Origin of the sequence: Streptomyces sp. cg36 (assembly GCF_041080675.1) — a bacterium.
Classification (GTDB): domain Bacteria; phylum Actinomycetota; class Actinomycetes; order Streptomycetales; family Streptomycetaceae; genus Streptomyces.
The window spans coordinates 845,855-869,736 of the sequence record NZ_CP163520.1 but is presented as its reverse complement, the minus strand read 5'-3'; the positions used below and the strand labels follow the sequence as shown (position 1 = coordinate 869,736).

Genomic DNA, 23,882 nt, shown 5'->3' with positions numbered 1-23,882 from the left:
CCGCGCGGTAGGTGGTACAGCAAGAATGCGCCCGGGACGGGGGAGCGCGCACCTCGTGCGATCACGCGGGAGGGCCGGAAGACGGTCGTCCTCCGGCCCTCGGGGAGGTCGGCGCGGGCGCGGCGGGTCAGCGCTCGGCGTGGCCCTTGGCCAGCGGCCACTCGCGGTGCAGCGCGCCCAGCGGGATGCGCCGCTCGATCATCGGCGTGCCGAAGAGGGCCAGCTGGAAGTGGAGCTGTCCACTCAGGTCGAAGCCGCCGTACACCGCCCAGGCGCCGCTCACCGACGCCTTGCCGTCGCTGGACGCGGTCGCCCTGGCGTCGGCCTCGCCGCGCAGGTACGGGGCGAAGTCCGCGGTGACGCCGACGGCCCCGTACAGACCGACGGACGCCTCGGCGCCCAGGGCGCCCTTGACGCTGCCCGCGGCGCTGACGGCCGCGGTGACCGGGGTGCTGTGCACCGCCGAGGTGCTGACCGGGCTCCAGCCCTTGGCGTGGGTGTAGCTGCCGCCGACCCGGAAGTCGCCGCGCACGTCCTGCCGGACGTCGAGGGTGACCTTGCCGTCGGCCTCCACCTGGACGTAGCAGGTCAGGTCGAGGTTGACGACGACCGGCACCGGGCCGACCTGGATGACGGGGGCGGTGTGCAGCTTGGCGAACGGGATGCGCTTGGGGGCGCCGGTGCTCGCGGCGGCTCGGCCCTTGAGCGCCCACTGCGAGGACCAGTCGCCGCTCATGCCGAGGAACGCCGAGCTGGGCCCGAAGGCGCCCGAGCGGCCGTCGTAGGAGAACTCGACCTCGGGAGCGAGCTGGACGAAGCCCGCCACCGAGGCGCCCGCCGAGGCGGGGGCGTCCTTGGCGGTGTCGACCGCCGCGTCCACGTCCAGGCGCAGGTTGCCCAGCGGCAGCTTGGCGCCCTTGGGGCCGAAGCGGACGCCCTGGCTCTTGGCCCAGGAGAAGGTGACGCCCTTCATCAGGGGCTTCACCACCACCGAGGACGGGTCGACCGGGACCTTGCCGTCGGCCTTGTCGTCCTTGAGGACCGCGGCCAGCGTGGTGGCTGCGGTCTTCACCTCGGTGCCGCGCTCGCTCTTGCCGACGACTTCGGTGACCTTGGCGAGCAGCCCGTCGGGCGCGCCGGGCGCGGGCGCGCTGGCGATGACGTCGCCGACGGCGACCGGCTTGTCCGGCGCGGGGGAGTGGCCGGGCGCGGGGGTGTGCCCCTGCGGGGCGCTGGATATGACGGCCCGTCGGCTCGCCTTGTCGTAGGAGGCGACCTTCAGCGAGGACTTCTCGGGCCCGCCCCTGCCGGTACGGGCCCGGGCCACCGAGGTCGGCGCGGTGGAGCCCTGCGGGGCGGCGGCCACGTCGAGTTGCCGCTGTGCGTCGTCGGCCGGGGCCGCGGTGGTGGCGGTGCTGCCCGGCTGCGCGGCGGTGGTGTGGCCGGTGGAGGAGCAGCCGGTGGCGGCGAGGGCCAGCGCGGTCAGGCCGGGCAGCAGGAGGCGTCTGGAGAGCATGCGCACAGAGGTGTGACCTTCAAGTGGGAGGTGGGGGTCATTACCGACAAGTAATGTGAAGGGTGATCATGCCATGCGCACCCGGCGCCAGTCATATCGGGCACCCGCCAACTCCCCGGCCCGCCAGGACGGTTGAAGGTTCACTCACACATCGAGGGGAGCCGTCCGCCGCCAGGGGTCGCTCCGCTCCAACTGGGCCACCAGATCCAGCAGCCGGTGCTCCGAACCGGGGCGCCCCACGAGTTGGACCGAGCCCGGCAGCCCCGTGGGCAGCACCCCGAACGGCACGGCGAGGGCCGGACGGCCGGAGAGGTTCCACGGGGGAGTCAGCGGCGAGCAGGCGGTGTTGACCGCGATGTTGGCCAGCCATCCGCGCTCGTGCCAGGGCGCCGCGGCCGGTCCCCGCCGGGCCAGCGCCGGGGTGAGCAGCACGTCGTACTCCTCGAAGAACGGCCCGAGGCGCCGGTTGAGCGCGCCCCGGTGGTCGGCCCGCAGCAGCCCCGCCCGCCCGGCGAACCGGCCCACCGCCGCGTGGCGCCGGGTGCGCGGTGCCAGAAGCGCCGGGTCCAGACCCCGGGCGTCCTGCGCGGTGCCGCCCGTCCAGCGCGCGAGGACGGCCGTGCCCAGGGAGAGCGGATAGGGCGGGTGGGCCACCGACACCCGGTGGCCCGCACCGGCCAGCGCCCGCGCGGCCCGCCGGGCCAGTGCGGCGTAGGCGGCGCCGACCGGCACTCCCACGATCGGGCTGCGCGTGGAGACGGCGATCCTGAGCCCCTCGGCGGGCGCGTCCGCACCGCCCTCGCCCTCCCGTGCCGCGGCGTTCGGGTCCTCGCCCGCCAGGACCGAGAACATCAGCCGGGCGTCGGCGGCCGTCGTCGCCAGCGGCCCGTTCTCCGACATGCCGAACCAGCCGCCGCCGAGATCGGCCGGAACCCGGCCGGTGCCCGGCTTGAGACCGATCAGGCCGCAGTGCGCGGCCGGGATGCGCAGCGAGCCCATGCCGTCGTTGCCGAGCGCGAGCGGCACCAGGCCGGCGGCGACCGCCGCCGCGCTGCCCCCGGACGAGCCGCCCGCGGTGCGGGAGGGGTCCCACGGGTTGCGCGCGATGCCGTGCACCCCGTCCGTGGTGCCGAAGACGCACAACTCCGGTACGTGCGTGAGCCCCACCACGACCGCGCCCGCCGCCCGCAGCCGGGCCACCGTGACGTGGTCCTCGGCGGCCGGTGCGGTGGACGAGGCGGCGGAGCCGTTGCGGGTGGACTCGCCGCGCACCGCGAGGTTGTCCTTGACGGCCACCGGCACCCCGGCGAGCGGCAGCCGCGCCAGGTCCGCCCGCCCGGCCACCTCCTCGGCCTCCGCCCGCGCCGCCTTCTCGCGCACCACGCGGAACGCGCCGACCCGGCCGTCGAGACGGGCGATCCGCGCCAGGTGCCCGGCCACCACCTCGGCGGGCGCGACCTCGCCGCGGCGGACCGCGTCGGCTATCTCGGTGGCGGTGCGGCCTGCCCACTGGGTCACGGTGGCTCCCTCGGCGCTGGTGGTGGATCACTGGGTGCGAGAAAGGCCACTGTGGACGACCCCGGCGGGTCCTGTCGATACCTGTCGATCTTGACGCGGGACGCCCGGTGCCCGGTGCTGAACGCGGGGGTGCTGGACGCGGGACGCCGGACGCCCGGCTCTGGACACGGGGCACCGGCTGGGGCAGGCTCCGGCGCCATGAACGCACAGCAGCCGCGGACCGACCCCCTGCCGCCCGGTCTCGACGAGGCGATACGCGGCACCGCCGAGGACATAGCCGTACTCCTGCGCGGCGCCGGGGACACCGGTGTCGCGGTGCCCGGGCTGGAGTGGACCCTCGGCGAGACGGCGGCCCATCTCGCCCAGGCCAACCTGCTGATGGCCGAACTCGCCCTCGGCCGCACGCGCGCCCACGGCGACGGCACACCGGGCGGCATCGCCGAGGCCAACGCGCGGGCGCTCGCCGAGTTCGACGAGCGCGCCGCGGAGCCGCTGGCCGCGACGATCGTGGCGACCGCGGCGGAACTGCTCGACGCCGTCGCCGCACCCACCGCGCCGACCACCCCGCTGGCCACCCCGATGGGCACCATGGACCTGACGACGCTGGGGTCCTACCTCCTCACCCACATGCTGGGCCACGGGTATGACATCGCCCGCGCGGTGGGCCGCCCGCACATGGTCGACCGGCGCCGGGCCGACCTGTGCGTGCCGTTCATGGTGGAGGCGATGCCCCGGGTGGTCGAACCCACCACCGCGCACGGCCTGAACGCGCGCTACACCGTGCGCCTGTGGGGCGGTTCGCGGTTCGGGGTGGTGTTCACGGACGGCGTGGCCGAGGTGGCGGCCCGGCCCGTGAGCCGCCCGGACTGCACCATCTCCATCGAGCCGGTCACCTTCCTGCTGATGGCGCTCGGCCGGATCGATCAGCGCGGCGCCCTCGCGCGCGGCCGGGTGCTGGCCTGGGGCCGCAAGCCCTGGCTGGCCCCGCGCTTCCCGACGCTGTTCACCGCGCCCTGACGGCCTGTCACCCCCCCCGGCGCCGGGGGCGGGCACGCCGCTCCGGGATACTCGACTCCCGGCCGTACGGACCCTCGTACGGCCTCTGACCAGCACGGGAGTCCTCTTGTCCATACCGCAGCCGTCCGTCCGACAGCCGTCCCGCCGCGCCCTGATGGCGCTCGCCCTGGCCCTGCCGGCCCTGGCGGCCACGGCCACCGCTCCGGCGCGGGCGGCGGAGCGCCCGGGTCCGGCCGCGACCGTGCGCGAGGGGCAGTTGGGGGAGGTGGCCCGGGGCGGCGCGCTCACCTACCCCTCGGTCACCAGCTGCCTCACGGTGACCGTGCGGCTGCGCCAGGGCGGACTGGTGGGCGCCCACGCCAGCCTGTTCCAGGTGCCGGGCGAGCTGCGGTCGGACGCGATCCTGCCCGCGCTGCGCAAGGCGGTGGGCGGCCGTGCGGTCACCGCCGTGGAGGTGCGGGGCGCGGTGGGCGCCTGGCACCCGGGCTACTTCACCAAGGCCATCGAGGCGTACGGCGACGGCGAGGCGGTCCCGGTGCCGCAGGGCCCGGACTACGACGGCCTCGCGGCGGCCGTGGCGCGCCAACTCTGCCTGCCGCGCGCCCTGGTGAGCGTCCAGGACGTGCCGGACGGCGACCAGGTCGTCCGGTGAAGCGGGTGCGGGTGAGGGCCCGGCGTATCTGATGCGACGCGGCCGGGCCTACGCGGGCCCGGCCGCGTCCGTGTCCCGGAGGGTGCGCAGGACGCGCTCCAGGGTGTGGCGGTCGTCGGGGGACAGCCGCCCGGTGAAGTAGGTGCGCAGCCCGGCGACATGGCTGGAGAGCGCGCGGTCCAGCGCCTTCTCGCCGTCCTCGGTCAGTACGGCGAAGGCGGCCCGGCGGTCGTCCGGGTCGGGTTCGCGGCGGATCAGGCCCGCCTCCTCGATCCGGTCGGCGAGCCGGGTGAAGCCGCCGGAGCTGAAGGACACCGCCGCCGCCAGATCGCTCATCCGCAGGGCGTGCCCGGGGGTGCGGCCCAGCCGCAGCAGCACCTCGAACCAGGTCTCGGGCAGCCCGAGGTCCTGGTGGAGCAGGGGTTTGAGGCGGCTGAAGGCTTCCACGAACAGGCCGTACAGCGTCACGTCGTCGTCATCGAGCAGTTGTCGCTTCACGCCTCAAGAGTGGCAGAAAACCATCGGCACCGGCAGAACCTGCCCTTGCGATATCTGCATCGGCAGACATATTGTCTTCTCCGGCAGATAATTCATTTGCATATATATGGAGCCCGTCATGCGCAAGCGCACCCTCCCCGCACTCGGTCTCGCCGCGGCCACCGCCGGGATCGTCGGCGTCGTCCTCGCCCTCAGCCCCGCCACGGCGGGCGCCGCCCCGGCGTCGTACCCGCAGCACTCGCTCACCATCGAGGCCGTGGAGAAGGGCACCGCGATCAACATGGTCGACGTGGCCCCGGCGGACTCCGCCCTCGGCGACCAGCTGATCGGCACCGGCGACCTGGTCGGCAAGGACGGCCGCAAGCTGGGCACCAGCAGCTTCCAGGGCATCTCCACCGACGCCCGGCCGCGCACCGCCGAGCTGCTGACCTTCGTCTACGAGCTGGCCGACGGCAAGATCACCACCTCCGGCACCGCCCGCCTCTCGGCCACCGGCCCGGTCTTCGACGAGCAGTTCGCCATCACCGGCGGCACCGGCAAGTACAAGAACGCCCGCGGCCAGGTGCGCGTCCTCCAGGAGACCGTGGAGCAGGCCAAGGTCACCTTCGACATCCAGCTCTGACCCCCGCGAACCCGAAGGAGCCTCCCATGGCCACCACCCCCCTGAAGATCGTCGTCCTGGGCGCCACCGGCATGGCCGGCAGCCGCATCGTCGGCGAGGCCCTCGACCGGGGCCACCACGTCACCGCCGCCGCCCGCGGCCACGCCGACGCCCCGGCGCACGAGCGGCTGGACCGGCTCACCGCCGACGTCACCGACACCGAGGCGCTCGCGGGGGCCGTCTCGGGCGCGGACGTCGTCGTCAGCGCGCTCCCGGCCCGGCTGGTGCTGCCCCTGGTCGCGCCCCTCAGCGAGCGGGTGCGCACCGAGGGCACCCGGATCGCGTTCGTCGGCGGCGCGGGCAGCCTGCGCCACCCGGCGGGCGGGCGCGTCATCGACCAGCCCGGGTTCCGCGAGGAGTGGAAGCCGGAGGCGTCCGCGCACGTCGAGCTCCTGGACCTGCTGCGCACGCTGCCCGAGGACCTCGACTGGACGTTCCTGAGCCCGTCGGCGCTGTTCCTGCCGGGCGAGCGCACCGAGGCGTTCCGGCTCGGCGGCGACGACCTGCTCACCGACGCCGAGGGCGGCTCGCGTATCTCCGCCGAGGACTACGCCATCGCGCTCCTCGACGAGATCGAGACCCCCGCCCACCGCCGCCGCCGCTTCACCGTCGGTTACTGACGAACCGTCAGACCGCGTCGGCGCCGCCCACCGCGCCCCTCGTCATGTCGTGAACCCGATGTGCACGTGGTCGTGGTGGGTGGCGTCGGAGAAGAACTGGTTGGCGGTGGCGCCGCCCGTCAGCGGCACCGGGCCGCCGACGTTGTACGAGCCGACGTCGGCGGCCCGCCGCATGAAACCGGTGATCAGGGAGCGGGAGGTCGCCGGGTCGACCACCGGGTGGCCGTCGACGCGCCACACGTCGAACGCCCGGCCCCGGGGGTGGTCGCTGGGCCGGTCGGTGCCGAACACGTCGAGCGGATGGCCCGAGCGCACCACGCTCACCGACATCCGGTGGCTGTCCGCCAGCCGCAGCATCGCCCGCAGCACGCTCTCGTGCACCCGTCCGCTGCGGACGTCCGCGACCGACGCGGGCGGCAGCTCGATCCTCGGCTGCGCCAGCACGGCTCGCGCGTAGGCGCCGGGCGCCACCGGCGGCCCCGGGTCCGCCGGGTGCAGCGAAGTCACCGCCCAGCCGGAGCCGGTCCGGCTCAGCCGCACATCGACCGTCGTCCCGCCGCTCGCCGTCGTCCCGCCGCCGCGGGTGCGCTGCCCGCACACCACGAGCACGCTCGCAGAGTCGGCGAGGATCCCGCCGTACTGGGCGTCGATGACGGTGACCACCGCCTCGTCCGCACGCGGGGTCAACGGGCCCGCCTGGGCGGCCAGTCGAGCCGCCCGTGCCGGGGCCACCCCCAGCGCCGCGAGCCGGGCCGCCGGGCCCGCCCGCCCCGGGCGCCAGGTTCCGAGCGCCTCCACCAGACGTACGGCGGCGGCCTTGGCCTCGGGCGTCACCTCACCCGGACCCGGCCGCCAGGGAACGGGCGCGGGCAGTGCCGCACCCGCACTTGAGGCCGCCGGAGTGCCGGGTCCGGCCGTCCGTGACGACCGTGAAGCCGACGCGGCGGGCGCGGCCTGACTCCGTCCCGTACCGTCCGAGCAGCCCGTGGCGCAGGCGCACCAGGCCGCGGCGCCGACCAGCAGGGAGCGGCGGGCGAGGGGCGCGGGCCGCTGTTCGCGAACGGGACGAGGGGCCATGACCGCTCCTTCGGGGCGACCGGCGGACGGGCTCCTCCCACTATGGGGCAGCGGACCCCGCCTCGGGTGGAGGGCCGCGCCCGACGGTGTCGTCGCAAACCCGCCGGACCCGGCCCCGGGCGGCTGCTGGACTGTCCGGCGACGGACACCAGCCACGGACGGGACCCATGACCACAGCCACCACCTCCTCCGCGACCACCCCGGGCACCACCGCCCGCCGACGGCCCCGGGGCGGCTGGGCCGCGGTGCTCTCGGTGATGGCGGGCATCTTCGCGATCGTCACCACCGAGATCCTGCCCATCGGCCTCCTCAGCCCCATCGCGGCCGACTTCGGCGTCTCGGACGGCACCGCGGGCCTGATGATGACCACCCCCGCGCTGCTCGCGGCGGTCTCCGCGCCCGTGGTCACCCTCGCGACCGCGCGAACCGACCGGCGCGTCCTGCTCTGCGGCCTGGTGGCGCTGCTGGCCGTGGCCGACTTCCTGGCCGCCGCCGCGCCCGTCTACTGGCTGGTCCTGGTCTCCCGGGTGCTGGTCGGCGTCACCGTCGGCGGCTTCTGGTCGATCGGGGCGGGGCTCGCCGCCCGCCTGGTGCCCGCGAGGTCGGCCGCCCGCGCAACCGCCGTGATATTCGCGGCCGTTCCGCTCGGCTCCGTCCTCGGGGTGCCGGTCGGAACGCTGATCGGGGACCGTGCCGGATGGCGGACCGCGTTCCTGGTCATGGGCGCCCTGTCGGTGGCGGTGCTCGCCGCGCTGCTGTACGTGCTGCCGCCGCTGCCCGCCGTACGGACCGTCCGCGCGGACACCCTGCGGGCCCTGCTCGGCGGCGGCGCCACCCGCCGGGTACTGGTCATCACCTTCCTGACCGTCCTCGCGCAGTTCGGCGCGTACACCTACGTCACCCCGTTCCTGGAGCGGGTCACCGACGTCGGCCCGGGCGCCGTCACCGCACTCCTGCTGCTGTACGGGGCCGCGGGCATCGCGGGCAACTTCCTCGGCGGCGCCCTGGTGCCACGCCACCCGCGCGCCGGGTTCGGCGGTGCCACCGCACTGATCGGCTGCGCCACCCTGCTGCTGCCGCTGCTCGGCGGCTCCACCGCCGGGGCCGTGGTGCTGCTGCTGGTCTGGGGGATCGGCTACGGGGCCGTGCCGGTGGCGTCGCAGACCTGGTTCGTCCGCTCGGCGCCGCACGAGAGCGAGGCGGCCACGGTGCTCTTCACCTCCTCCTTCCAGGCGACCATGTCGGTGGGTTCGCTCGGCGGCGGACTCCTGGTGGACCGCTCCTCGCCCTCGGCGGTGATGGCGCTCGGGGGAGCGGTGGCCGTGCTCGCCACCCTGGTCATCGTCTCCACCGGGGTGCGCGGCGCGGGCGCGAAGCGGACGCGGTAGGCGGGCGGGCCGAGGTCCGTACCCCGGCGCGGTGTGCGGCCCGAGGCCCCGGGATCCGGCGGGTCCGCTTCCGGTCGTGCGGGCGCCAACGGAGACGATCATGTTTCCGTCGTGTTTCGGCGCCGCCGCCGGAACAGCCGCACGCCGAAAGGGACTTCCCTCCCCGGGTGATCATCTGACATCTTGCGTCCACCACTCGTTTCGTACGACCCGGTAGGCGCCACCAGCCCTCCGGGTCATCGGAGGATGCCTTGATACCCCCCATACCCACCCTGTCCAGACGGCGCCGCGCCCTCGTCGCGGCGGCGGCCCTCGGGGCCTCGCTGACCTTCGCGGCGCCCGCGCTCGCCGGCACCCAGCCCGTGGCCCCGGCCAAGACCGCCAAGGCCGCCGCGGTGGCCCCGGTCACCGCCCGCAGCGCCGCCTGGGTCGCCGGTACCCGCGCCTATCTGGTCATCACCGCCCCCGGTGACACCTCCGCGGTCCGCGCGGCCGTCACCGCCAACGGCGGCACGGTGTACTCGTCCTTCGACGCCATCGGCGTCATCGTCGCCCACTCGGCGTCCAGCACCTTCGCCACCACCCTGCGGGGCGTCGCCGGTGTGCAGCAGGTCGGCGCCACCCGCACCTCCGACGTCCCGGCCGACGCCTACGACCCGGCGCTGCCGAACAACCCGGCGCAGTCCACCACCCCCGCCGGTGAGCCGGTGCGCTGGGACATGAGCCAGATCAAGGCCGACCAGGCGTGGGCCGTCTCCACCGGGTCCTCCTCGGTGAAGGTGGGCATCCTCGACACCGGTGTGGACGACCAGCACCAGGACCTGGCGCCCAACTTCGACGCCGCCGACTCGGTCTCCTGCGCCTACGGCAAGCCCGACACCCGCACCGGCGCCTGGCGGGACGTGGACAGCCACGGCACGCACGTGGCGGGCACCATCGCGGCGGCCAAGAACGGCAAGGGCGTCGTCGGCGTCGCGCCGGGCGTGAAGATCGCCTCGGTCAGGCTCGCCGAGCCGACCTCCACCCTCTTCTACGCCGAGAACACCGTCTGCGGTCTGGTGTGGGCCGGTGACCACGGCTTCAAGGTCACCAACAACAGCTACTACACCGACCCGTGGCAGTTCAACTGCCCGGACAACATCGACCAGGCCGCCATCATCGAGGGGGTGCGCCGCGCCCAGGAGTACGCCGAGAACAAGGGCTCCCTCCAGGTCGCCGCCGCGGGCAACTCCAACTACGACCTGGCGAACAAGACCACCGACACCGAGAGCCCCAACGACTCGACGCCCACCACCCGCCGGATCACCAACGCCTGCCTCGACATCCCGACCGAGCTCCCGGGCGTCGTCACCGTCTCGGCGATGGGCAGCGGCAACGTGAAGGCGTCCTACTCCAACTTCGGCAACGGGATCATCGACGTCGCGGCCCCCGGCGGCGACGGCTCCAACGGTGTCTACTCCACCCTGCCGGGCGGCAAGTACGGCACCAAGAGCGGTACGTCGATGGCCTCGCCGCACGTCGTGGGCGTGGCCGCGCTGCTGGCCAGTGCCGACCCGGGCATCACCCCGGCCCAGCTGCGCGACAAGCTGGCCGCCCAGGCCAACGACGTGGCCTGCCCCTCGGACGGCCGCTGCACCGGCACCACCGCCAAGAACGGCTTCTTCGGCGAGGGCCAGGTCGACGCGCTCAAGGCGGTCGGCGCCACCGTCCCGTCGGGCAAGTACTTCGAGAACACCACCGATGTCGCGGTCAACGACAACACCACGGTGGAGAGCCCGATCACGGTCACGGGCGTGACCGGCAACGCCCCGGCCGCGCTCAAGGTGGGGGTGAACATCGTGCACACCTACATCGGTGACCTCAAGGTCGACCTCGTGGCCCCCGACGGCACCGTGTACACCCTGCACAACCACGCGGGCGGCGGCACGGACGACATCCACCAGACGTACACCGTGGACGCGTCCGCCCGGGTGGCCAACGGCACCTGGAAGCTGCGGGTCAACGACAACGCGAGCGGCGACACCGGCCGCATCGACAGCTGGAACCTCACCTTCTGACCCTTTCCGAGGCTCCCGACCCACGGAGAAGCCCGGGCGCCCGCTCCCGAAGGAGCGGACGCCCGGGCGTCCGTACTGTGCGGTCAGGCCCGGGTCTCCGGGTCCAGGGCGGGCGGCCGGGTGCAGTCGATGACCCGGTCCAGCCACGCCGGGCCCTTCAGATAGATGTTGCTGATCCACGCCTTGTAGTCCGGCAGGTAGGACCACACGTCGTTGGTGACGCCCTCGGCGGTCACCGACTGGGCGTGCTTCTGGCAGCCGATCCGGACCTGGGTGGGTCCGGAGAAGGTGTTCTTCACGTCCGAGGTGACGTACGGCCGCGCATGGGTGTTCACCCCGGTGCCCCAGGTGCTGAACATCCCGTCGGCGCCCGCGCTGGTGCCGCCGCCGGTACCGGTGTCCGGGTCCAGGGCGGGGGGCCGGGTGCAGTCCATCACCCCGTCCAGCCAGGCCGGACCCTTGAGGTAGATGTTGCTGATCCAGGCGCCGTAGTCCGGCAGGTAGGACCACACGTCGTTGGTGACGCCCTCGGCTGTCACCGACTGGGCGTGCTTCTGGCAGCCGATCTTCACCGGGGTGGGCCCGGAGAAGGTGCTCTTCACGTCCGAGGTGGTGCTGGGGTGCGCGTGGGTGTTCACGTCGGTGCCCCAGGTGCTGTTGGACCCCGGCGACGTGCCGCCGCCGCAGTCCGGCACGCCGTCGAGCCAGGCCGCGCCCTTGACGAAGATGTTGCTCACCCAGCCGCCCACGTCGGGCAGGTGCGACCAGGCGTCGTTGGTGATGCCCTCGGCCGTCACCGACTCCGCGTGCTTCTGGCAGTCGATGTGGATCGCGGTGGGCGCCGAGAAGGTGGTGACCACCGACCCGGAACGGGACGGTGTGGAGCGTACGTTGACGCTGTCGCCCCAGGTGGAGTGCTCCCCGGAGCCCGTCGAGCCACCGCAGTCGGGCACCCCGTCCAGCCAGTAGGGGCCCTTGACGTAGATGTTGCTGATCCAGCCGCCCAGGTCGGGCAGGTGCGACCACACGTCGTTGGTGATGCCCTCGGCGGTGACCGACTCGGCGTGCTTCTGGCAGTCGATGTTGACGGCCGTCGGGCCGGGGAAGGTGGTGACCACCGAGGCCGAACGGGCGGCGGCGGAGCGCACGTTGATCCCGGTGCCCCACGTCATGTGGTTGCCCGAGCCCATGCCGCCCATGAACCGCAGCCCGCCCGCGTAGTCGCCCATGTCATGGCTGTTGAGGTCGGAGACCATCACATGGGTGTCGGACTCGCGTGCCTCCACGATCTTCCCCGCGCCCAGGTAGATGGCCACGTGGTGCACCGACCGTCTGCCCCAGAACACGATGTCGCCGGGGCTGAGCGCCGAGGTGTCGGTGCCGAGCCGCTGGCCGGGCAGGCTGTAGATGCCGGCGGCCGTGGTGTTGCCCATCACGTCGTACCCGACCGCCTGCGACCAGGCCCACCGCACCAGGCCCGAGCAGTCGAAGCCCTTGCGGTACGGATCGTTCTTGCTGCGTTCGGGGTCCGACTGGTCCACCCAGCCGTAGGAGGCCCCGGGCGAGCCGCCGTGGCCGCCGCCCCAGCTGTACCAGGTGCCCGCCGCCACCTGCGAACAGGCCGCGTCGATGGCCCGGTTGGCGGCCGGGGAGACCGCGGTGCCGTGCGCGGCGCACCCCCAGGTGTTCTGGCCGTCCGGCGGACCGTACTGCCAGGGCCAGTAGATGTGCCCCATCTCGCAGGGGATGTAGGCGTTGCGCGACAGGTCCACGGGGTAGCGGCACTGCGAGTCGAGGTGGTCCAGGAACCCGTCCGGATACGCCCACTGGTGCCACTCGCCGTGGGCGATCCCGTACGAGAGGTTCTTGGCGTACTGATCCCAGATGATCTTGGCGACGGGGGTGTTGTAGGTGAGCCACTCGCTGAGGCTCCACGGCCCGTCCGCCCGCACGTGCAGCAGGAGTTCCGTGTCGGTGCGCTCGATCCAGAACACGATGGCGCGGCCCGCGCCCTCGGAGTGGCCGGGCAGCGAGACCAGCCGGAAGCCGGTGGTGTACACATCGGTGGCCTGCACCGGGTTCTCGGTGCCGTAGTACTTGAGCATGCACTTCGCGCCCGGCTTGAGCTGCCCCTGGCAGTCGGTGTCGAAGGCGAAGTACTGGGCGAAGCGCCACTCGGCCATCGCGGCCACCTGCCACGCCGCCGGCTCGGCGGCGCCGCGGTCCACGGTCGCGAGGCTGTAGGTGAGTTCGTGCGCGTCGTCCGCGCGCGCGGTGGTGGTGCCGGTGAAGAGCAGGGTGCCGATCGCCATGATGAGACTGGCGACCACGGCGAGGGTGCTCTGCCACGCGCTCCGCGGGCGCCCCGGCGCCCGCGCGACCTGTCCGGTCAATGTCACTCCTTGGTCAGCAGGGGAGAGCGCAGCTCCGTTGGCGGAAACCGACCCCCCGGTCGGCCGGAAATGCGCGCACGGATCATAGCGTTGTCCGTCCACGGTCAAAATTGATCTTGGACGCCCCCCGGAACGGCGGCCCGCGGCCGTGCCCTCAGCGCCCGCCCCCGGCCCGTTCCACCGCCGCCAGAACGGCCGCGGCGCCGTCCTCGGCGCCGATCCGGGCGGCGAGCGCACGGGCCCGCTGCCCGAATCCGGGACGCTCCACCGCCGCCCGCAGCGCCCCCGCCAGCCGGTCGGCGCGCAGGGCCCGCAGCGGCACCGCGCCCGGGCTGACCCCCAGCGCCGTCAGCCGGGCCGCCCAGAACCCCGCGTCGAGCTGCGCCGGTACCGGCACCGACGGCACCCCGGCCCGCAGTCCGGCGGCCGTCGTCCCGGCGCCCCCGTGGTGGACCACGGCCGCCGTGCGCGGGAACAGCCAGTGGTGGGGCACCTCGTCCACGGCGAGCATGTCGTCGCCCTCGGCGCTCAGCCCCGTCCACCCGGCCTGGACGACACCCCGCAGTCCGGCCCGCCGCAGCGCCTCGCGCACCACGGCGCCCAGCCGTTCGGCGTCGGCGACCACCAGGCTGCCGAACCCGACGAACACCGGGGGCGGGCCACTGGCCAGGAAGTCCACGAGACGCGGCTCGGGCCGCCACCCCGGGTCCGGGTGGGGCCACCAGTAACCGCCGACCTCAAGTCCCGGCCGCCAGTCGGCGGGACGGGGCAGCACCGTGGGCGAGACGCCGTGCAGCACCGGCCAGCGCGTCCGGTCCTCCCGCCGCCGCTGGGCGGCGCCGCCCAGCGGCGGCAGACCGAGCTCCGCGCGCAGCGTGCGCACGGCCGGGGCGAAGAGCCGGTCGAGGGCCACCCGGGTGGCCGCACCTGCGGCCCGGTTCCCGTACCGGCCGAGCGGGCGGATGCCCAGCACCGCGGGCGGGAAGTCGGCGGTGGGCGCGAGCGGTTGCAGGTAGAGACCCATGCTGGGAACGCCCAGCGCCTCGGCCACCACCCGGCCCGGAGGAGCGGTGGAGGTGGAGAGCAGCAGCAGGTCCGTGCCCTGCTCGGCGGCCTCCAGCACGCCCGCGCCGAGCGCCGGCAGCACCGCGCGGCCGATGCGGGCGATCTCGACGGCCTCCAGCGTCCTGGCGCGGGCCTTGAGCAGCCGCTGGCCCCGGTGGGAGGCGAGCACCTCGCGGGGGTCGACCGGCAGCGGACCAAAGCCCAGCCCGGCCCGCCGGACCACCTCGGCGAACCGTTCGTGGGTGGCGAGGGACACCTCGTGGCCCGCCCGCCGCAGCCGGGCGCCCAGACCGCAGTACGGTGCCACATCGCCGTACGATCCGGCCGTCGCGATCAGGATGCGCATGGCTGCAGTATCACCGTGCCGGAGCGTCCGCACGCGTGCGTACGCGCCGGTCCGGGGGAGGCTTCGGCGCGGCATCCGCACGTCAATCGAACAAGGGCACCTACATACCGTACGCCTTTCCATCCAATCGGATGATTTTTGTCAACCTCAAGCAGTAAATGGGGAGTTAGAGCAGGAAGCCGCCCTCCACACAGAGGTGTCCCAGTGACGCGTTTCCACGCCAGACCCGCTCTGGCCCTCGCTCTGCTGCTCCTGCCCCTCGCCACCGCCCAGCCCTCGGCGGCAGCCGCGCCCCGGACGCTGACGGTCCTCACGTACAACATCCACCACGGCGCCGGCGCCGACGACTCGCTGGACCTCGACCGCGCCGCGCGCGTCCTGCGGGACAGCGGCGCCGACGTCATCGGCCTCCAGGAGGTCGACCGCCACTACTCCTCGCGCAGCGACTTCGCGGACCAGGCCGGATGGCTGGCGCAGCGGCTCGGGATGCACATGGTCTACGGGGCCAACCTCAGCCTCGACCCGGCGCGGCGCGGCGACCCCCGCCGCCAGTACGGCACGGCGATCCTGACCCGATTCCCGGTCCGCGAGTCCCACAACACCCTGCTGCCCCGGCCCCACCAGGGCGAGCAGCGCGGGCTGCTCGAAGCCGACATCGACGTGGGCGGCGAGTCCGTGCGCGTACTGAACACCCACCTGGAGCACACCTCGCAGGACGAGCGGATCGCCCAGGCCGACGCGATCGGCGACGTGGTGGACGGCTCCGACTCGCCGACCGTCCTGGTCGGCGACCTCAACGCCACCCCAGGCACCCGCGAGGTGGCCGTCCTGACCAGGCGCCTCGGCGACGCCTGGCGCGCGGCGGGCGAGGGCGCGGGGTACACCTTCGACGTGCGCGACCCGCGCAAGCGCATCGACTACGTCCTCGTCTCACCCGGTGTCTCCACCCGCCGCGCCGAGGTGCTCGACACCGACGCCTCGGACCATCTGCCGGTCAGCGCGGAGGTGTCCCTGCCGTAGCCAGCGCCGTGGCCACCGCCGAGGTGAAACGCTCCAGGGCGCCCGGAGAGCCGTCGAGGAACAGATGGGGTTCGACGAGCTCCACCTCCATGACCACGGGCTCCCGGTCCGCGCCGAGGGCGAGGTCCACCCGCGCGTAGAGCGGGGCGCCCTCGCCGGGCACGGCGGCCAGCGCCGCCAGCGCGGTGCGGAGCTCCGCCGGTGACGGCTGATGGGGCGTCACACCGGGGTGCGGGTCGCGGGAGTTGTCGACGACGTTGGGCTCGGTGAGCACCGGCTGCTTGCGGATCGCGTGGCTGAAGGCGCCGGAGAAGAAGACGAGCGCGCGCTCGCCCTCGCTCACCAGCGGCAGATACGGCTGCACCAGCACCGCCCGGCCCTGGTCGAGCAGCGCCCGGGCGTGGCGCACCGCGTCCGCCCGGTGGTCCGTATCGTAGCGGGCGGTGTCCTGCGCACCGGCGGAGACCACGGGCTTGACCACGACCGGGCCGGACAGGTCGAAGTGCGTCACCTCGCGGTGCCCGCCCGGCTCGACGACCAGCGTCGGCACGACCGGCACGCCCCGCGCGGCGAGTTCGGGCAGGTACCGCTTGTCGCAGCCCCAGCGGACCACCTGTGCGGGGTTGCACAGCCGGGTGGCGCGGGCCGCCGTGTCGACCCAGGCCAGATACTCCTCGATGCGTGCCGCGTAGTCCCAGGTCGAGCGGATGAGCGCGAGGTCGAACGCGTCCCACACCACCTCGGGATCGTCCCATGCGACGGCCCGTGCCTCATGGCCGTCGGCACACAGGGCGGCCACGAGCAGGGGGAGGTCCACGTCGTACTCGAACCCCATCCCGCTCGACACGACAGCGATCCTGGCAGCACCCACGCGACTCTCCCGTCCCACAAGCCCCGGTTCCCCCATGGAGCCGGGCCTGCACTCTCGCACAGCCGACCTCCCGCGCGCCGTCCGCCCCGGGGCGTCGGGCGGGGGGTCGCCGCGCCGCTCTTAGAACTCTCTTAATCCGCACGACTATTCACGACCCATGAGATCAACTTCTTCGGTCCGCACACCCGCCCGCCCGCGTCGCGCCGCCGCGCGCGGGCTCGCCGCCGCCCTCGCCCTCACCGCCGTCGCGGGCTGCGCCACCGCCGTCGGCGCCGAGGCCGGGCCCGCCGGTCCCGGCGGCAGGGTCACCGTCCCGGTCAAGGGCGGCACGGCCGTCATCGACACCGCCTCCCTCGGCGTCCGGGCGCGCCCGGCGGGCGGGGGAGAGCTGGAGCTGTCCGCCCCGGCCGCCACCGATCTGGGCAGGCCGGGCCCGGTCACCGCGCTACCCGGCGGCGCCCGCTGGACCTACCCCGACCGGGGGCTGACCGTGACGGCCGTCTCCGAGCGCGGGCGGCTGAAGGTGGATGTCGCGGCGGGGCGCGACGGGTCGCTGCGCTGGCCGGTGAGCGGCGCCGGCGCCACCGACCTCCAACTGCCGCGCGGCGAAGGGCTGAACGTCCCGGTCGCCGACCCGTTCTGGAACGCGCCCGAACGCGGACTCACCGACGAGCCGATCGACCTGGGCTCCGGCGCCCTCACCATGCCGATGTGGGGCTACACGTACGGGAAGCACGGCGTCGGCTATCTGGTGCCCACCGACATCGGCACCTCGCTGCGGTTCGCCTCCGACGGCGGGCGGCTGCGCGGCACCGCCACCCACACCTTCGACGGCGGCGCCGGGACCCGTGCGTACACCGTCACCTTCGCCCTCACCGACGGCGACCCGGTCGCCCCGGCCGTCGACTACCGCGACTGGCTCGCGGAGCACGGCGAGCTCGGCAGTCTCCGCGACAAGATCAGGGCCAACCCCGCCACCGGCCGGCTGCTCGGCGCCTTCCACGCCTATCTGTGGGGCGACGCGCGCACCGAGCGGGGCGTGGCCGCGCTGCGCGGCCTCGGGGTGGGCCGGATGTGGCTCGGCTACGACGCCGGGAACGACCCGATGGGCGCCGCGGCGGTGCGCGCGGCGCGCGCGAACGGCTATCTGGTGGGTCCCTACGACTCGTTCGCCAACGGCCAGGACAGCGCCACGGCCGACGCGCCGAACTCGGTGTGGCCCGACCGCGTCTACCCCGACTTCTGCGTCACCGACGCCCAGGGCAAGCCGGAGACGGGCTTCGGCAACCGGGGCTGCTATCTGAGCTCGCAGGCGTTCGAGCGGGCCGAGCCCGCCAAGCACTACCTCGCCGACCGCACGCGCCAGATGGTGGCCAACGGCGCCGACAGCTACTTCCTGGACGTGGACGCGGCCGGTGACCTCTTCCGCGACCACAGCCCCGCCCACCCCATGACGATGGCCCAGGACCGGGCCAACCGGCTGGCCCGGATGCAGCGCCTCCAGGACGGCGGCCTGGTGCTGGGCTCCGAGTCCGCGGGGGCGTGGTCGAACCGCGTCCTCTCCTTCGGCCACGGCTCGGCCACCCCGGTGGCGGGCGGTCTGTGGGCGCTGGAGCGGGACAAGGAGGTGTGGGGCGGCTACGCGCCGGAGAAGGCGCCCAGGACGTTCTTCAAGCCGGTGGACCTGCCCGCCGACCTGGCGCGGGAGATGTACGACCCCAGGTACCGCCTCCCGCTGTACGAGACCGCCCTGCACGGCTCGGTCGTCAACGCGGAGCGCTGGGAGCTGTCCTTCGACAAGCTGCCCGCGCAGAAGACGACGCGCGCGATGCTGGCGATGCTCTACAACGTGCCGCTCAACTATGTGCTGGACGGGCCGACCCTGAAGCAGTACGGGCCCGAACTCGCCGCGCTCCAGCGGTACTTCGCCCCGCTGCACGAGCGGGCGGGCACCGAGCGGCTCACCTCGTTCAAGTGGCTGAGCGCCGACCGCACGGTGCAGCGCACGGTCTTCGGCGACGGGGTCCTCACCGTCACCGCCAACTTCGGGGACGCGCCCGCCCGGGGGGTGCCCGCGCGGTGCGTCGCCGCCCGGCTGAAGGGCGACTCCGCGGACCGGCTGCTCTGCCCGGACAAGGTGCTGGTGGCCCCGGCGGCCCGCTGAAGCCCCGCCCGGCCTAACGGAAGCCGGGCGTCGGCAGGCCCGGGCGGAACGGCATCAGGATCCGCTCCAGGCTGCGCTGGATCTGCTCGGCCTCCCGGCGCACATCGCCGGGGACGTCGCCGCGTTCCCGTATGAGCTGGGCATAGATCGGTACGTCGTTGTCGCTGTACACCGCGCGCTGTCCCTCCTGGCCGCCGGCGCTCGCCGCCGGCGGGCACGATTTTAGGGGGCCGGGGGAGGACGGGGTGCGCGCGGTCTGCGGATGACCGGGCCGGGGCCGGTGCGGACCCCGACGCGGCTGGTCAGTGGTGGAATCGGATCGGGTCGGTCACGGGGGTGAGCTATGTTTTGACCACACATGGCACGAGAAGGAGGCCGTCGGTGTCATCGGGTCAGCAGGCACGCGCGCAGGCGGCTGCGATCAGGCCGAGCGAACAGCCCACCGACCACGAACGTGCTCCGGCCGACCGGGTGCGCGCGCTCTTCGACGGCCACCGGCTCTCCCCGGGACAGCGGCGCATCGCCCAGTACCTGATCGACCACCTCACCGAGGCCGTGTTCCTCTCGATCACCGAACTCGCCGAGCGCGCCGGGGTGAGTCAGCCGTCGGTGACCCGCTTCGCCACCTCGCTCGGCTACTCCGGCTATCCCGCGCTGCGCGACGTGCTCCAGCCGATCGCCCTGAGCGCGGCGGCCGGGTCCCCCGAGAGCCGCGAGGAGGACCGCCACAACGAGCTCCAGGCGGCGGTGGACGCCGAGATCGAGAACCTGGAGAGCGTGCGCCGACTGGTGGCCAACACCCATCAGGTGCTGGAGCTCGGCCGGGACCTGGCGCGTTCGGTGCCGCTCACCGTGCTGGGGCTGCGCATCTCGGTCTCGCTCGCGGAGTACTTCGCGTACGCGGCCCGGCGCATCCACCCCGATGTGCGCCTGGTGACGCGGGGCGGCAGCGTCGCCTACGACGCGCTGCTGCAGTCGCGCACGGCGGGCGGGAGCTGGGTGCTGGCCTTCGCCATGCCCCGGCACGCCAAGGAGACCCTGGCCGCGCTGCGGGCGGCCAAGAGCGCGGGCCTGCGGGTCGCGCTGATCACCGACACCACGCTGGGTCCGCTGGTGGACGAGGCGGACGTGGTGTTCACGGCCGGGACCGGCTCACGGCTGGTCTTCGACTCGTACGCGGCCCCCGGAGTGCTCTCGGCGGCCCTGCTCCAGGCGATGGCCGACGCCGATCCGGAGCGGACGCAGGCGCGGCTCGAAGAGTATGAGCACGCCGCTGACCTGCATGGATTCTTCCTTTAAGACCCGATTCGCCCGTCGCCGTATGCAAGATCTTCACAGCTTCACGGTGCATGAATTTTTTCATACCCTTGTTTACTCAACGGTATATATGTTTACTGAGGCGGTGCGATCCCCCGATCCCCCAGATGCCAGGGCGAGCGACCCCACGCTCTCCCAGAGCGGACGGCCGATCTGACGCCCCCCTCCTCGCGTCAGGCCGGATGTCCGATCCAGGCTTTCGGATCCGGGCGGAACGTGCCCACGGCGGCCTCGGCCAACCCCTAGCCGGGGCCGCCCTCCCCTCTTTTGATCAGAGTTCAACAACTTCGGAAGGGACGAGGATGTCCCACACGGCCCCCACCACCACGCTCAGCCCGGACTGGCCCTGTCAGGTCAAGGCGCCCGGGACCCGTGACTGGGAACGTACGGCCACCCGTTGGCTCCGCGACCTGCTGCCGGCCCGCTACTCCGGCTATTCGCCGCTCACCCGCCACCACGTCCTCCTCGCCCGGCACGCGCAGCTCCAGCTCCACCACGAGATGCGCGCGGTGCGGGTGGCGCTCCAGACCAGCCGGGCCGAGCTGCCCACGCTGGGAGTGGCGGAGGCGGTCATCGAGAACACCATCCGGATGTACGCGATGGAACTCGAACAGCTGGGCCGCCTCGCCCGGGGCGTGCGGCTGGTGACCGACGCGCTGATGGGCGACCACGCCTACGCCGTCACCGCGCGCCCCCGGATCAGGTGAGCGCCGCTCAGGTGAGCACCGCGCCCAGCGCCACGAACCCGCAGATCAGCAGGAACAGGATCGCCAGCAGCGGCCACACGAAGCGCAGGTACTTGTCGTAGCCGACCTTGGCGAGCGCGACCCCGCCGATCGTGACGGCCGTGGTCGGCACCCACAGGTTCATCCAGCCGCTCGCCGCCTGCCAGGCGGTGACCACCACCGCGCGCGAGACGCCGGCGAAGTCGGCGAGCGGCGCCAGGATCGGCATGGCCAGCGTGGCGTGGCCCGAGGTGGACGGGATCAGGAAGGCCAGCGGCAGGTTCACCAGGAAGACGATGATCGCGAACAGCCCCGACGAGGTGCCCTTCACGACGCCCTCGATGGAGTGCAGGACCGTGTCCGTGATCCGGGAGTTGTTCATGATGACGGTGACGCCCCGGGCCAGCATGATGACCAGCGCGGGGGAGACGAAGTCCCCCGCGCCCTGCACGATCGTCGAGCTGGTCCGCTGCTCGCCCAGCCGGGCCACGATGCCCACCAGCACCGCCGCGCACAGGAACAGCGCCGCCAACTGCGGGAAGGACCAGCCCAGTTCGAAGGAGTACGGCTTGGCGTCGGCCTTGCCGGTGAGCGCGCTCGACCACGGCACCACCGAGAAGATCATGAAGGCGAAGACCAGCCCGAGCAGCCCGAGCACGGCCTGGTGGGTACGGGTCAGACGCGGCTCCTCGTCCGTCTCCAGCGCGCTCTGCTCGCGGTCGCCGGGCAGGAACCCGCTGACCGAACGCGCGGGATCCCGCTGTACGCGCCGGGCGTAGCGCACCACATAGGCGACGGTCACCGCGGTCAGCACCAGCCACATCACGAAGCGCAGCACGATGCCGTCGCCGAGCGAGATGTCCGCCGCCGACGAGGCGACCCCGGTGGCGAACGGATTGACGGTCGAGCACAGCACCCCGACCCCGGCGCCCAGGATGGCGGTGCCGACGGCCACCATCCGGTCGTAGCCGAGCGCCAGCATCATCGGCACCAGCAGCCCGTAGAAGCCGAGGGTCTCCTCCGCGAAGCCCTCGACCGTGCCCAGCACCGAGAAGACCACCATCACACCGGCGATGAGCAGCGTCCCGCGCTCGCGCAGCCGGTGGGCGAGCCGGGCGATGCCCCGGTCCAGGGCGCCGGTGGCGAAGACGACCGTGATGAACGCACCGATGGCGAGGACGAAGAGGAAGACCCCGGCGCTGCCGTAGAGGTCGCCCGACAGGTCGGGGCCCACCTGCCCGGAGGTCGTGTCGCGGATGCCGTACAGGCCGTTGACCGGCGCCAGGAACAGGTCGTTGAGGCGGTCGACGAAGCTCTGGCCCGACGAGACCCGGTGATAGGTGTCCTGGACGGGCGCGCCGCGGTCGTTGCGGTCGTACTGGCCCGAGGGGATCAGGAAGGCCAGCAGCCACACGGCGACCGTGACGACGGCCAGGACCGTGAGCGCGCTGGGGAACGCGAACCGCTTCTTCGGCGGCGGCTCGGACGGCCCCGGCGACGCGGCGTCGGCGGCCGTCGTCCCGCCGTCGCCGCCCGCGCCGCTCACGAGCGGTCCCCGGACCGTGCGCCGAAGTCCTCGGCGTACTCGCGCACGAACGCGGACAGCGCCACCACCGTGTTGCGCAGTTCGGAGAAGAGGACCCGCTCATTGGGCGCGTGCAGGTTGCACATGCTGTCCTGGGCGCCGAACAGCAGCACCTCGGCCCCGGGCGCGGCCTTCGCCAGCCCGTTGACCAGCGGGATCGAACCGCCGGTCGCGACGTACGACGCCTCCTCGCCCCATGCCTCCTTGAGCGCGGCCAGCGCGGCCCGGTAGGCGGGGCCGCCGGTGGACGCCTCGTAACCGGGGCCGGTGTCACCGGGGGTGACGGTCAGCGGGATGCCGAACGGCCGCAGCGCGCGCAGATGGTCGACCAGCTTCGCCAGCGCCTCGTCGGGGTCCTGATGGGGATGGAAGCGCAGGTTCAGCTTGGCCCTGGCGTACGGGACCACGGCGGAGGCGGCGTGCTCGACCCCGGGCGCGTCCAGGCCGATCACGGTGATCGCGGGCCCGCTCCACAGCCGTTCGCCGAGCGAGCCAGAGCCGATCAGCGGCAGTCCCTCCCGCACCCCCGCCAGCGAGCGGAACTCCTCCTCCGTGTACGTCGTCCCGTCCCACGGGTCGCGGCGCAGCCCCTCGACGGCCACGTCGCCGTGCACGTCGTGCAGCGTGGCCAGCACCTTGAGCAGGGCCAGCAGGGCGTCGGGCGCCGCGCCCCCGAACTCACCGCTGTGGCGCGGCTCGTCCAGAGTGCGCACCTCGACCGTCACCTCGGCGGCGCCGCGCAGCCCGGTCGTCAGGGTCGGGGTGCCGGGGCGCAGGTTGCCGAGGTCGGCGATGACCATCGCGTCGCAGGCGAACCGCTCGGGGTCGGTGGGCGGGTAGGTGTCGAAGGCGCTGCCGTACTCCTCCTGCCCCTCGATCACGATCTTGACGCCGACCGGCGGCCGGCCCCCGTACACCCGCAGCATGCCCACATGGGCGAGGACGTTGGACTTGTCGTCCGCGATGCCCCGGGCGCGCAGCCCGCCCTCGACGGGCGTCGGCTCGAAGGGCGGCGAGAGCCAGAGCGCGGCGTCGCCGGGCGGCTGGACGTCGTAGTGGCCGTAGAGCAGCACGGTCGGCGCCCCCGGCTGCGGCGGCGGGATCTCGCCGTACACCACCGGGGCCGTGTCCGGCAGGTCGATCCGCTCGACGTGCGGGACCCCGGCCCCGCGCAGGAGCTCCACGACCAGGTCGTGGGCCTGCTCCACGGGTTCGGGCGGAAAGCCGGGGAAGGCGATCGAGGGGATCGCCGCCAGCCGTTCGAGATCCGCGCGGAGCCCGTCCATGAGGCCGTCGACCCGGGATTCCAGCTCCATCGCACGCCACCCTGACTGCCGCTCCGCCCGGGCGCGCGCACACGCCCGGCGACGGATCCGAAACGTTCTTGGGCCA

20 protein-coding genes are annotated in these 23,882 nt (G+C 73.6%); 10 read left to right on the top strand and 10 right to left on the bottom strand.

From position 1 onward, the window contains the following. Nucleotides 1–127: 127 nt before the first annotated feature. Both AB5J87_RS03850 and AB5J87_RS03845 read right to left on the bottom strand, forming a co-directional pair. The gene (locus AB5J87_RS03850) at nucleotides 128–1,522 is read right to left on the bottom strand and encodes a hypothetical protein (RefSeq protein WP_369373915.1); all 1,395 of its coding nucleotides are present in this window, start codon (nucleotides 1,520–1,522) and stop codon (nucleotides 128–130) included. A 138-nt stretch (nucleotides 1,523–1,660) separates the two neighbouring features. Beyond that, nucleotides 1,661–3,034, bottom strand: coding sequence for an amidase (locus tag AB5J87_RS03845; protein ID WP_369373913.1), 1,374 nt, complete (start codon nucleotides 3,032–3,034; stop codon nucleotides 1,661–1,663). Between the two features lie 198 nt (nucleotides 3,035–3,232). Here AB5J87_RS03845 and AB5J87_RS03840 point away from each other — a divergent pair, with 198 nt between their 5' ends. After that, a complete protein-coding gene (locus AB5J87_RS03840; protein ID WP_369373911.1) occupies nucleotides 3,233–4,051 on the top strand; it encodes a maleylpyruvate isomerase family mycothiol-dependent enzyme in 819 nt (272 codons plus the stop codon). 106 nt (nucleotides 4,052–4,157) lie between these two features. Further along, nucleotides 4,158–4,703, top strand: a complete 546-nt coding sequence (locus AB5J87_RS03835; protein ID WP_369373909.1) for a hypothetical protein — start codon at nucleotides 4,158–4,160, stop codon at nucleotides 4,701–4,703. Nucleotides 4,704–4,751: 48 nt separating this feature from the next. On the opposite strand, the gene AB5J87_RS03830 is transcribed toward AB5J87_RS03835, so the two are convergent. After that, nucleotides 4,752–5,201, bottom strand: a complete 450-nt coding sequence (locus AB5J87_RS03830) for a MarR family winged helix-turn-helix transcriptional regulator (protein ID WP_369373907.1) — start codon at nucleotides 5,199–5,201, stop codon at nucleotides 4,752–4,754. 118 nt (nucleotides 5,202–5,319) lie between these two features. Between AB5J87_RS03830 and AB5J87_RS03825 the strand changes: the two genes are divergently transcribed. Both AB5J87_RS03825 and AB5J87_RS03820 read left to right on the top strand, forming a co-directional pair. Further along, nucleotides 5,320–5,823, top strand: a complete 504-nt coding sequence (locus tag AB5J87_RS03825) for a hypothetical protein (protein ID WP_369373905.1) — start codon at nucleotides 5,320–5,322, stop codon at nucleotides 5,821–5,823. Between the two features lie 26 nt (nucleotides 5,824–5,849). Next, the gene (locus AB5J87_RS03820) at nucleotides 5,850–6,482 is read left to right on the top strand and encodes an NAD(P)-dependent oxidoreductase (RefSeq protein WP_369373903.1); all 633 of its coding nucleotides are present in this window, start codon (nucleotides 5,850–5,852) and stop codon (nucleotides 6,480–6,482) included. A 42-nt stretch (nucleotides 6,483–6,524) separates the two neighbouring features. Here AB5J87_RS03820 and AB5J87_RS03815 read toward each other — a convergent pair whose 3' ends face one another. After that, nucleotides 6,525–7,559 carry a hypothetical protein gene (locus AB5J87_RS03815; RefSeq protein WP_369373901.1) on the bottom strand — a complete coding sequence of 345 codons (1,035 nt, stop codon included), beginning with the start codon at nucleotides 7,557–7,559 and terminating at the stop codon, nucleotides 6,525–6,527. Between the two features lie 167 nt (nucleotides 7,560–7,726). Here AB5J87_RS03815 and AB5J87_RS03810 point away from each other — a divergent pair, with 167 nt between their 5' ends. Further along, nucleotides 7,727–8,947, top strand: a complete 1,221-nt coding sequence (locus AB5J87_RS03810; protein ID WP_369373899.1) for an MFS transporter — start codon at nucleotides 7,727–7,729, stop codon at nucleotides 8,945–8,947. A 251-nt stretch (nucleotides 8,948–9,198) separates the two neighbouring features. Beyond that, nucleotides 9,199–11,004, top strand: coding sequence for a S8 family serine peptidase (locus AB5J87_RS03805; RefSeq protein WP_369373897.1), 1,806 nt, complete (start codon nucleotides 9,199–9,201; stop codon nucleotides 11,002–11,004). A gap of 83 nt (nucleotides 11,005–11,087) precedes the next feature. Here AB5J87_RS03805 and AB5J87_RS03800 read toward each other — a convergent pair whose 3' ends face one another. Both AB5J87_RS03800 and AB5J87_RS03795 read right to left on the bottom strand, forming a co-directional pair. Beyond that, nucleotides 11,088–13,397, bottom strand: a complete 2,310-nt coding sequence (locus tag AB5J87_RS03800; protein WP_369373895.1) for a C40 family peptidase — start codon at nucleotides 13,395–13,397, stop codon at nucleotides 11,088–11,090. Between the two features lie 154 nt (nucleotides 13,398–13,551). After that, nucleotides 13,552–14,808 carry a glycosyltransferase gene (locus AB5J87_RS03795; RefSeq protein ID WP_369373893.1) on the bottom strand — a complete coding sequence of 419 codons (1,257 nt, stop codon included), beginning with the start codon at nucleotides 14,806–14,808 and terminating at the stop codon, nucleotides 13,552–13,554. A gap of 204 nt (nucleotides 14,809–15,012) precedes the next feature. Between AB5J87_RS03795 and AB5J87_RS03790 the strand changes: the two genes are divergently transcribed. Beyond that, nucleotides 15,013–15,828, top strand: coding sequence for an endonuclease/exonuclease/phosphatase family protein (locus tag AB5J87_RS03790; protein WP_369373891.1), 816 nt, complete (start codon nucleotides 15,013–15,015; stop codon nucleotides 15,826–15,828). Here AB5J87_RS03790 and AB5J87_RS03785 read toward each other — a convergent pair. Further along, entirely contained in the window at nucleotides 15,803–16,675 is an 873-nt protein-coding gene (locus AB5J87_RS03785) for a RimK family alpha-L-glutamate ligase (protein WP_369373889.1), read from the bottom strand. The genes AB5J87_RS03790 and AB5J87_RS03785 overlap by 26 nt on opposite strands. A 181-nt stretch (nucleotides 16,676–16,856) precedes the next feature. Here AB5J87_RS03785 and AB5J87_RS03780 point away from each other — a divergent pair, with 181 nt between their 5' ends. Continuing rightward, the gene (locus tag AB5J87_RS03780) at nucleotides 16,857–18,863 is read left to right on the top strand and encodes a glycoside hydrolase (RefSeq protein WP_369373887.1); all 2,007 of its coding nucleotides are present in this window, start codon (nucleotides 16,857–16,859) and stop codon (nucleotides 18,861–18,863) included. Between the two features lie 13 nt (nucleotides 18,864–18,876). Here the strand turns inward: AB5J87_RS03780 and AB5J87_RS03775 are convergent, their stop codons facing one another. Further along, nucleotides 18,877–19,035 (bottom strand): hypothetical protein, encoded by a 159-nt coding sequence (locus AB5J87_RS03775; protein ID WP_369373885.1) that lies wholly within the window; start codon nucleotides 19,033–19,035, stop codon nucleotides 18,877–18,879. Nucleotides 19,036–19,244: 209 nt separating this feature from the next. Here AB5J87_RS03775 and AB5J87_RS03770 point away from each other — a divergent pair, with 209 nt between their 5' ends. Both AB5J87_RS03770 and AB5J87_RS03765 read left to right on the top strand, forming a co-directional pair. Then, complete coding sequence (locus AB5J87_RS03770) at nucleotides 19,245–20,162, top strand: MurR/RpiR family transcriptional regulator (protein WP_369373883.1); 918 nt, start codon at nucleotides 19,245–19,247, stop codon at nucleotides 20,160–20,162. A gap of 320 nt (nucleotides 20,163–20,482) precedes the next feature. After that, nucleotides 20,483–20,887 carry a hypothetical protein gene (locus AB5J87_RS03765; protein WP_369373881.1) on the top strand — a complete coding sequence of 135 codons (405 nt, stop codon included), beginning with the start codon at nucleotides 20,483–20,485 and terminating at the stop codon, nucleotides 20,885–20,887. A gap of 7 nt (nucleotides 20,888–20,894) precedes the next feature. Here AB5J87_RS03765 and AB5J87_RS03760 read toward each other — a convergent pair whose 3' ends face one another. Next, complete coding sequence (locus AB5J87_RS03760; RefSeq protein WP_369383345.1) at nucleotides 20,895–22,340, bottom strand: YfcC family protein; 1,446 nt, start codon at nucleotides 22,338–22,340, stop codon at nucleotides 20,895–20,897. 107 nt (nucleotides 22,341–22,447) lie between these two features. Beyond that, entirely contained in the window at nucleotides 22,448–23,806 is a 1,359-nt protein-coding gene (locus AB5J87_RS03755; protein ID WP_369373879.1) for a M20/M25/M40 family metallo-hydrolase, read from the bottom strand. Between the last annotated feature and the right edge of the window lie 76 nt (nucleotides 23,807–23,882).

Bases quoted from the DNA above. Each gene is read 5' to 3' on its own strand.
- AB5J87_RS03825 (WP_369373905.1), top strand. From the start codon at position 5,320: ATGCGCAAGCGCACCCTCCCCGCACTCGGTCTCGCCGCGGCCACCGCC.
- AB5J87_RS03840 (WP_369373911.1), top strand. From the start codon at position 3,233: ATGAACGCACAGCAGCCGCGGACCGACCCCCTGCCGCCCGGTCTCGAC.
- AB5J87_RS03765 (WP_369373881.1), top strand. From the start codon at position 20,483: ATGTCCCACACGGCCCCCACCACCACGCTCAGCCCGGACTGGCCCTGT.
- AB5J87_RS03755 (WP_369373879.1), bottom strand. From the start codon at position 23,806: ATGGAGCTGGAATCCCGGGTCGACGGCCTCATGGACGGGCTCCGCGCG.
- AB5J87_RS03795 (WP_369373893.1), bottom strand. From the start codon at position 14,808: ATGCGCATCCTGATCGCGACGGCCGGATCGTACGGCGATGTGGCACCG.
- AB5J87_RS03810 (WP_369373899.1), top strand. From the start codon at position 7,727: ATGACCACAGCCACCACCTCCTCCGCGACCACCCCGGGCACCACCGCC.
- AB5J87_RS03820 (WP_369373903.1), top strand. From the start codon at position 5,850: ATGGCCACCACCCCCCTGAAGATCGTCGTCCTGGGCGCCACCGGCATG.
- AB5J87_RS03780 (WP_369373887.1), top strand. From the start codon at position 16,857: ATGAGATCAACTTCTTCGGTCCGCACACCCGCCCGCCCGCGTCGCGCC.
- AB5J87_RS03815 (WP_369373901.1), bottom strand. From the start codon at position 7,559: ATGGCCCCTCGTCCCGTTCGCGAACAGCGGCCCGCGCCCCTCGCCCGC.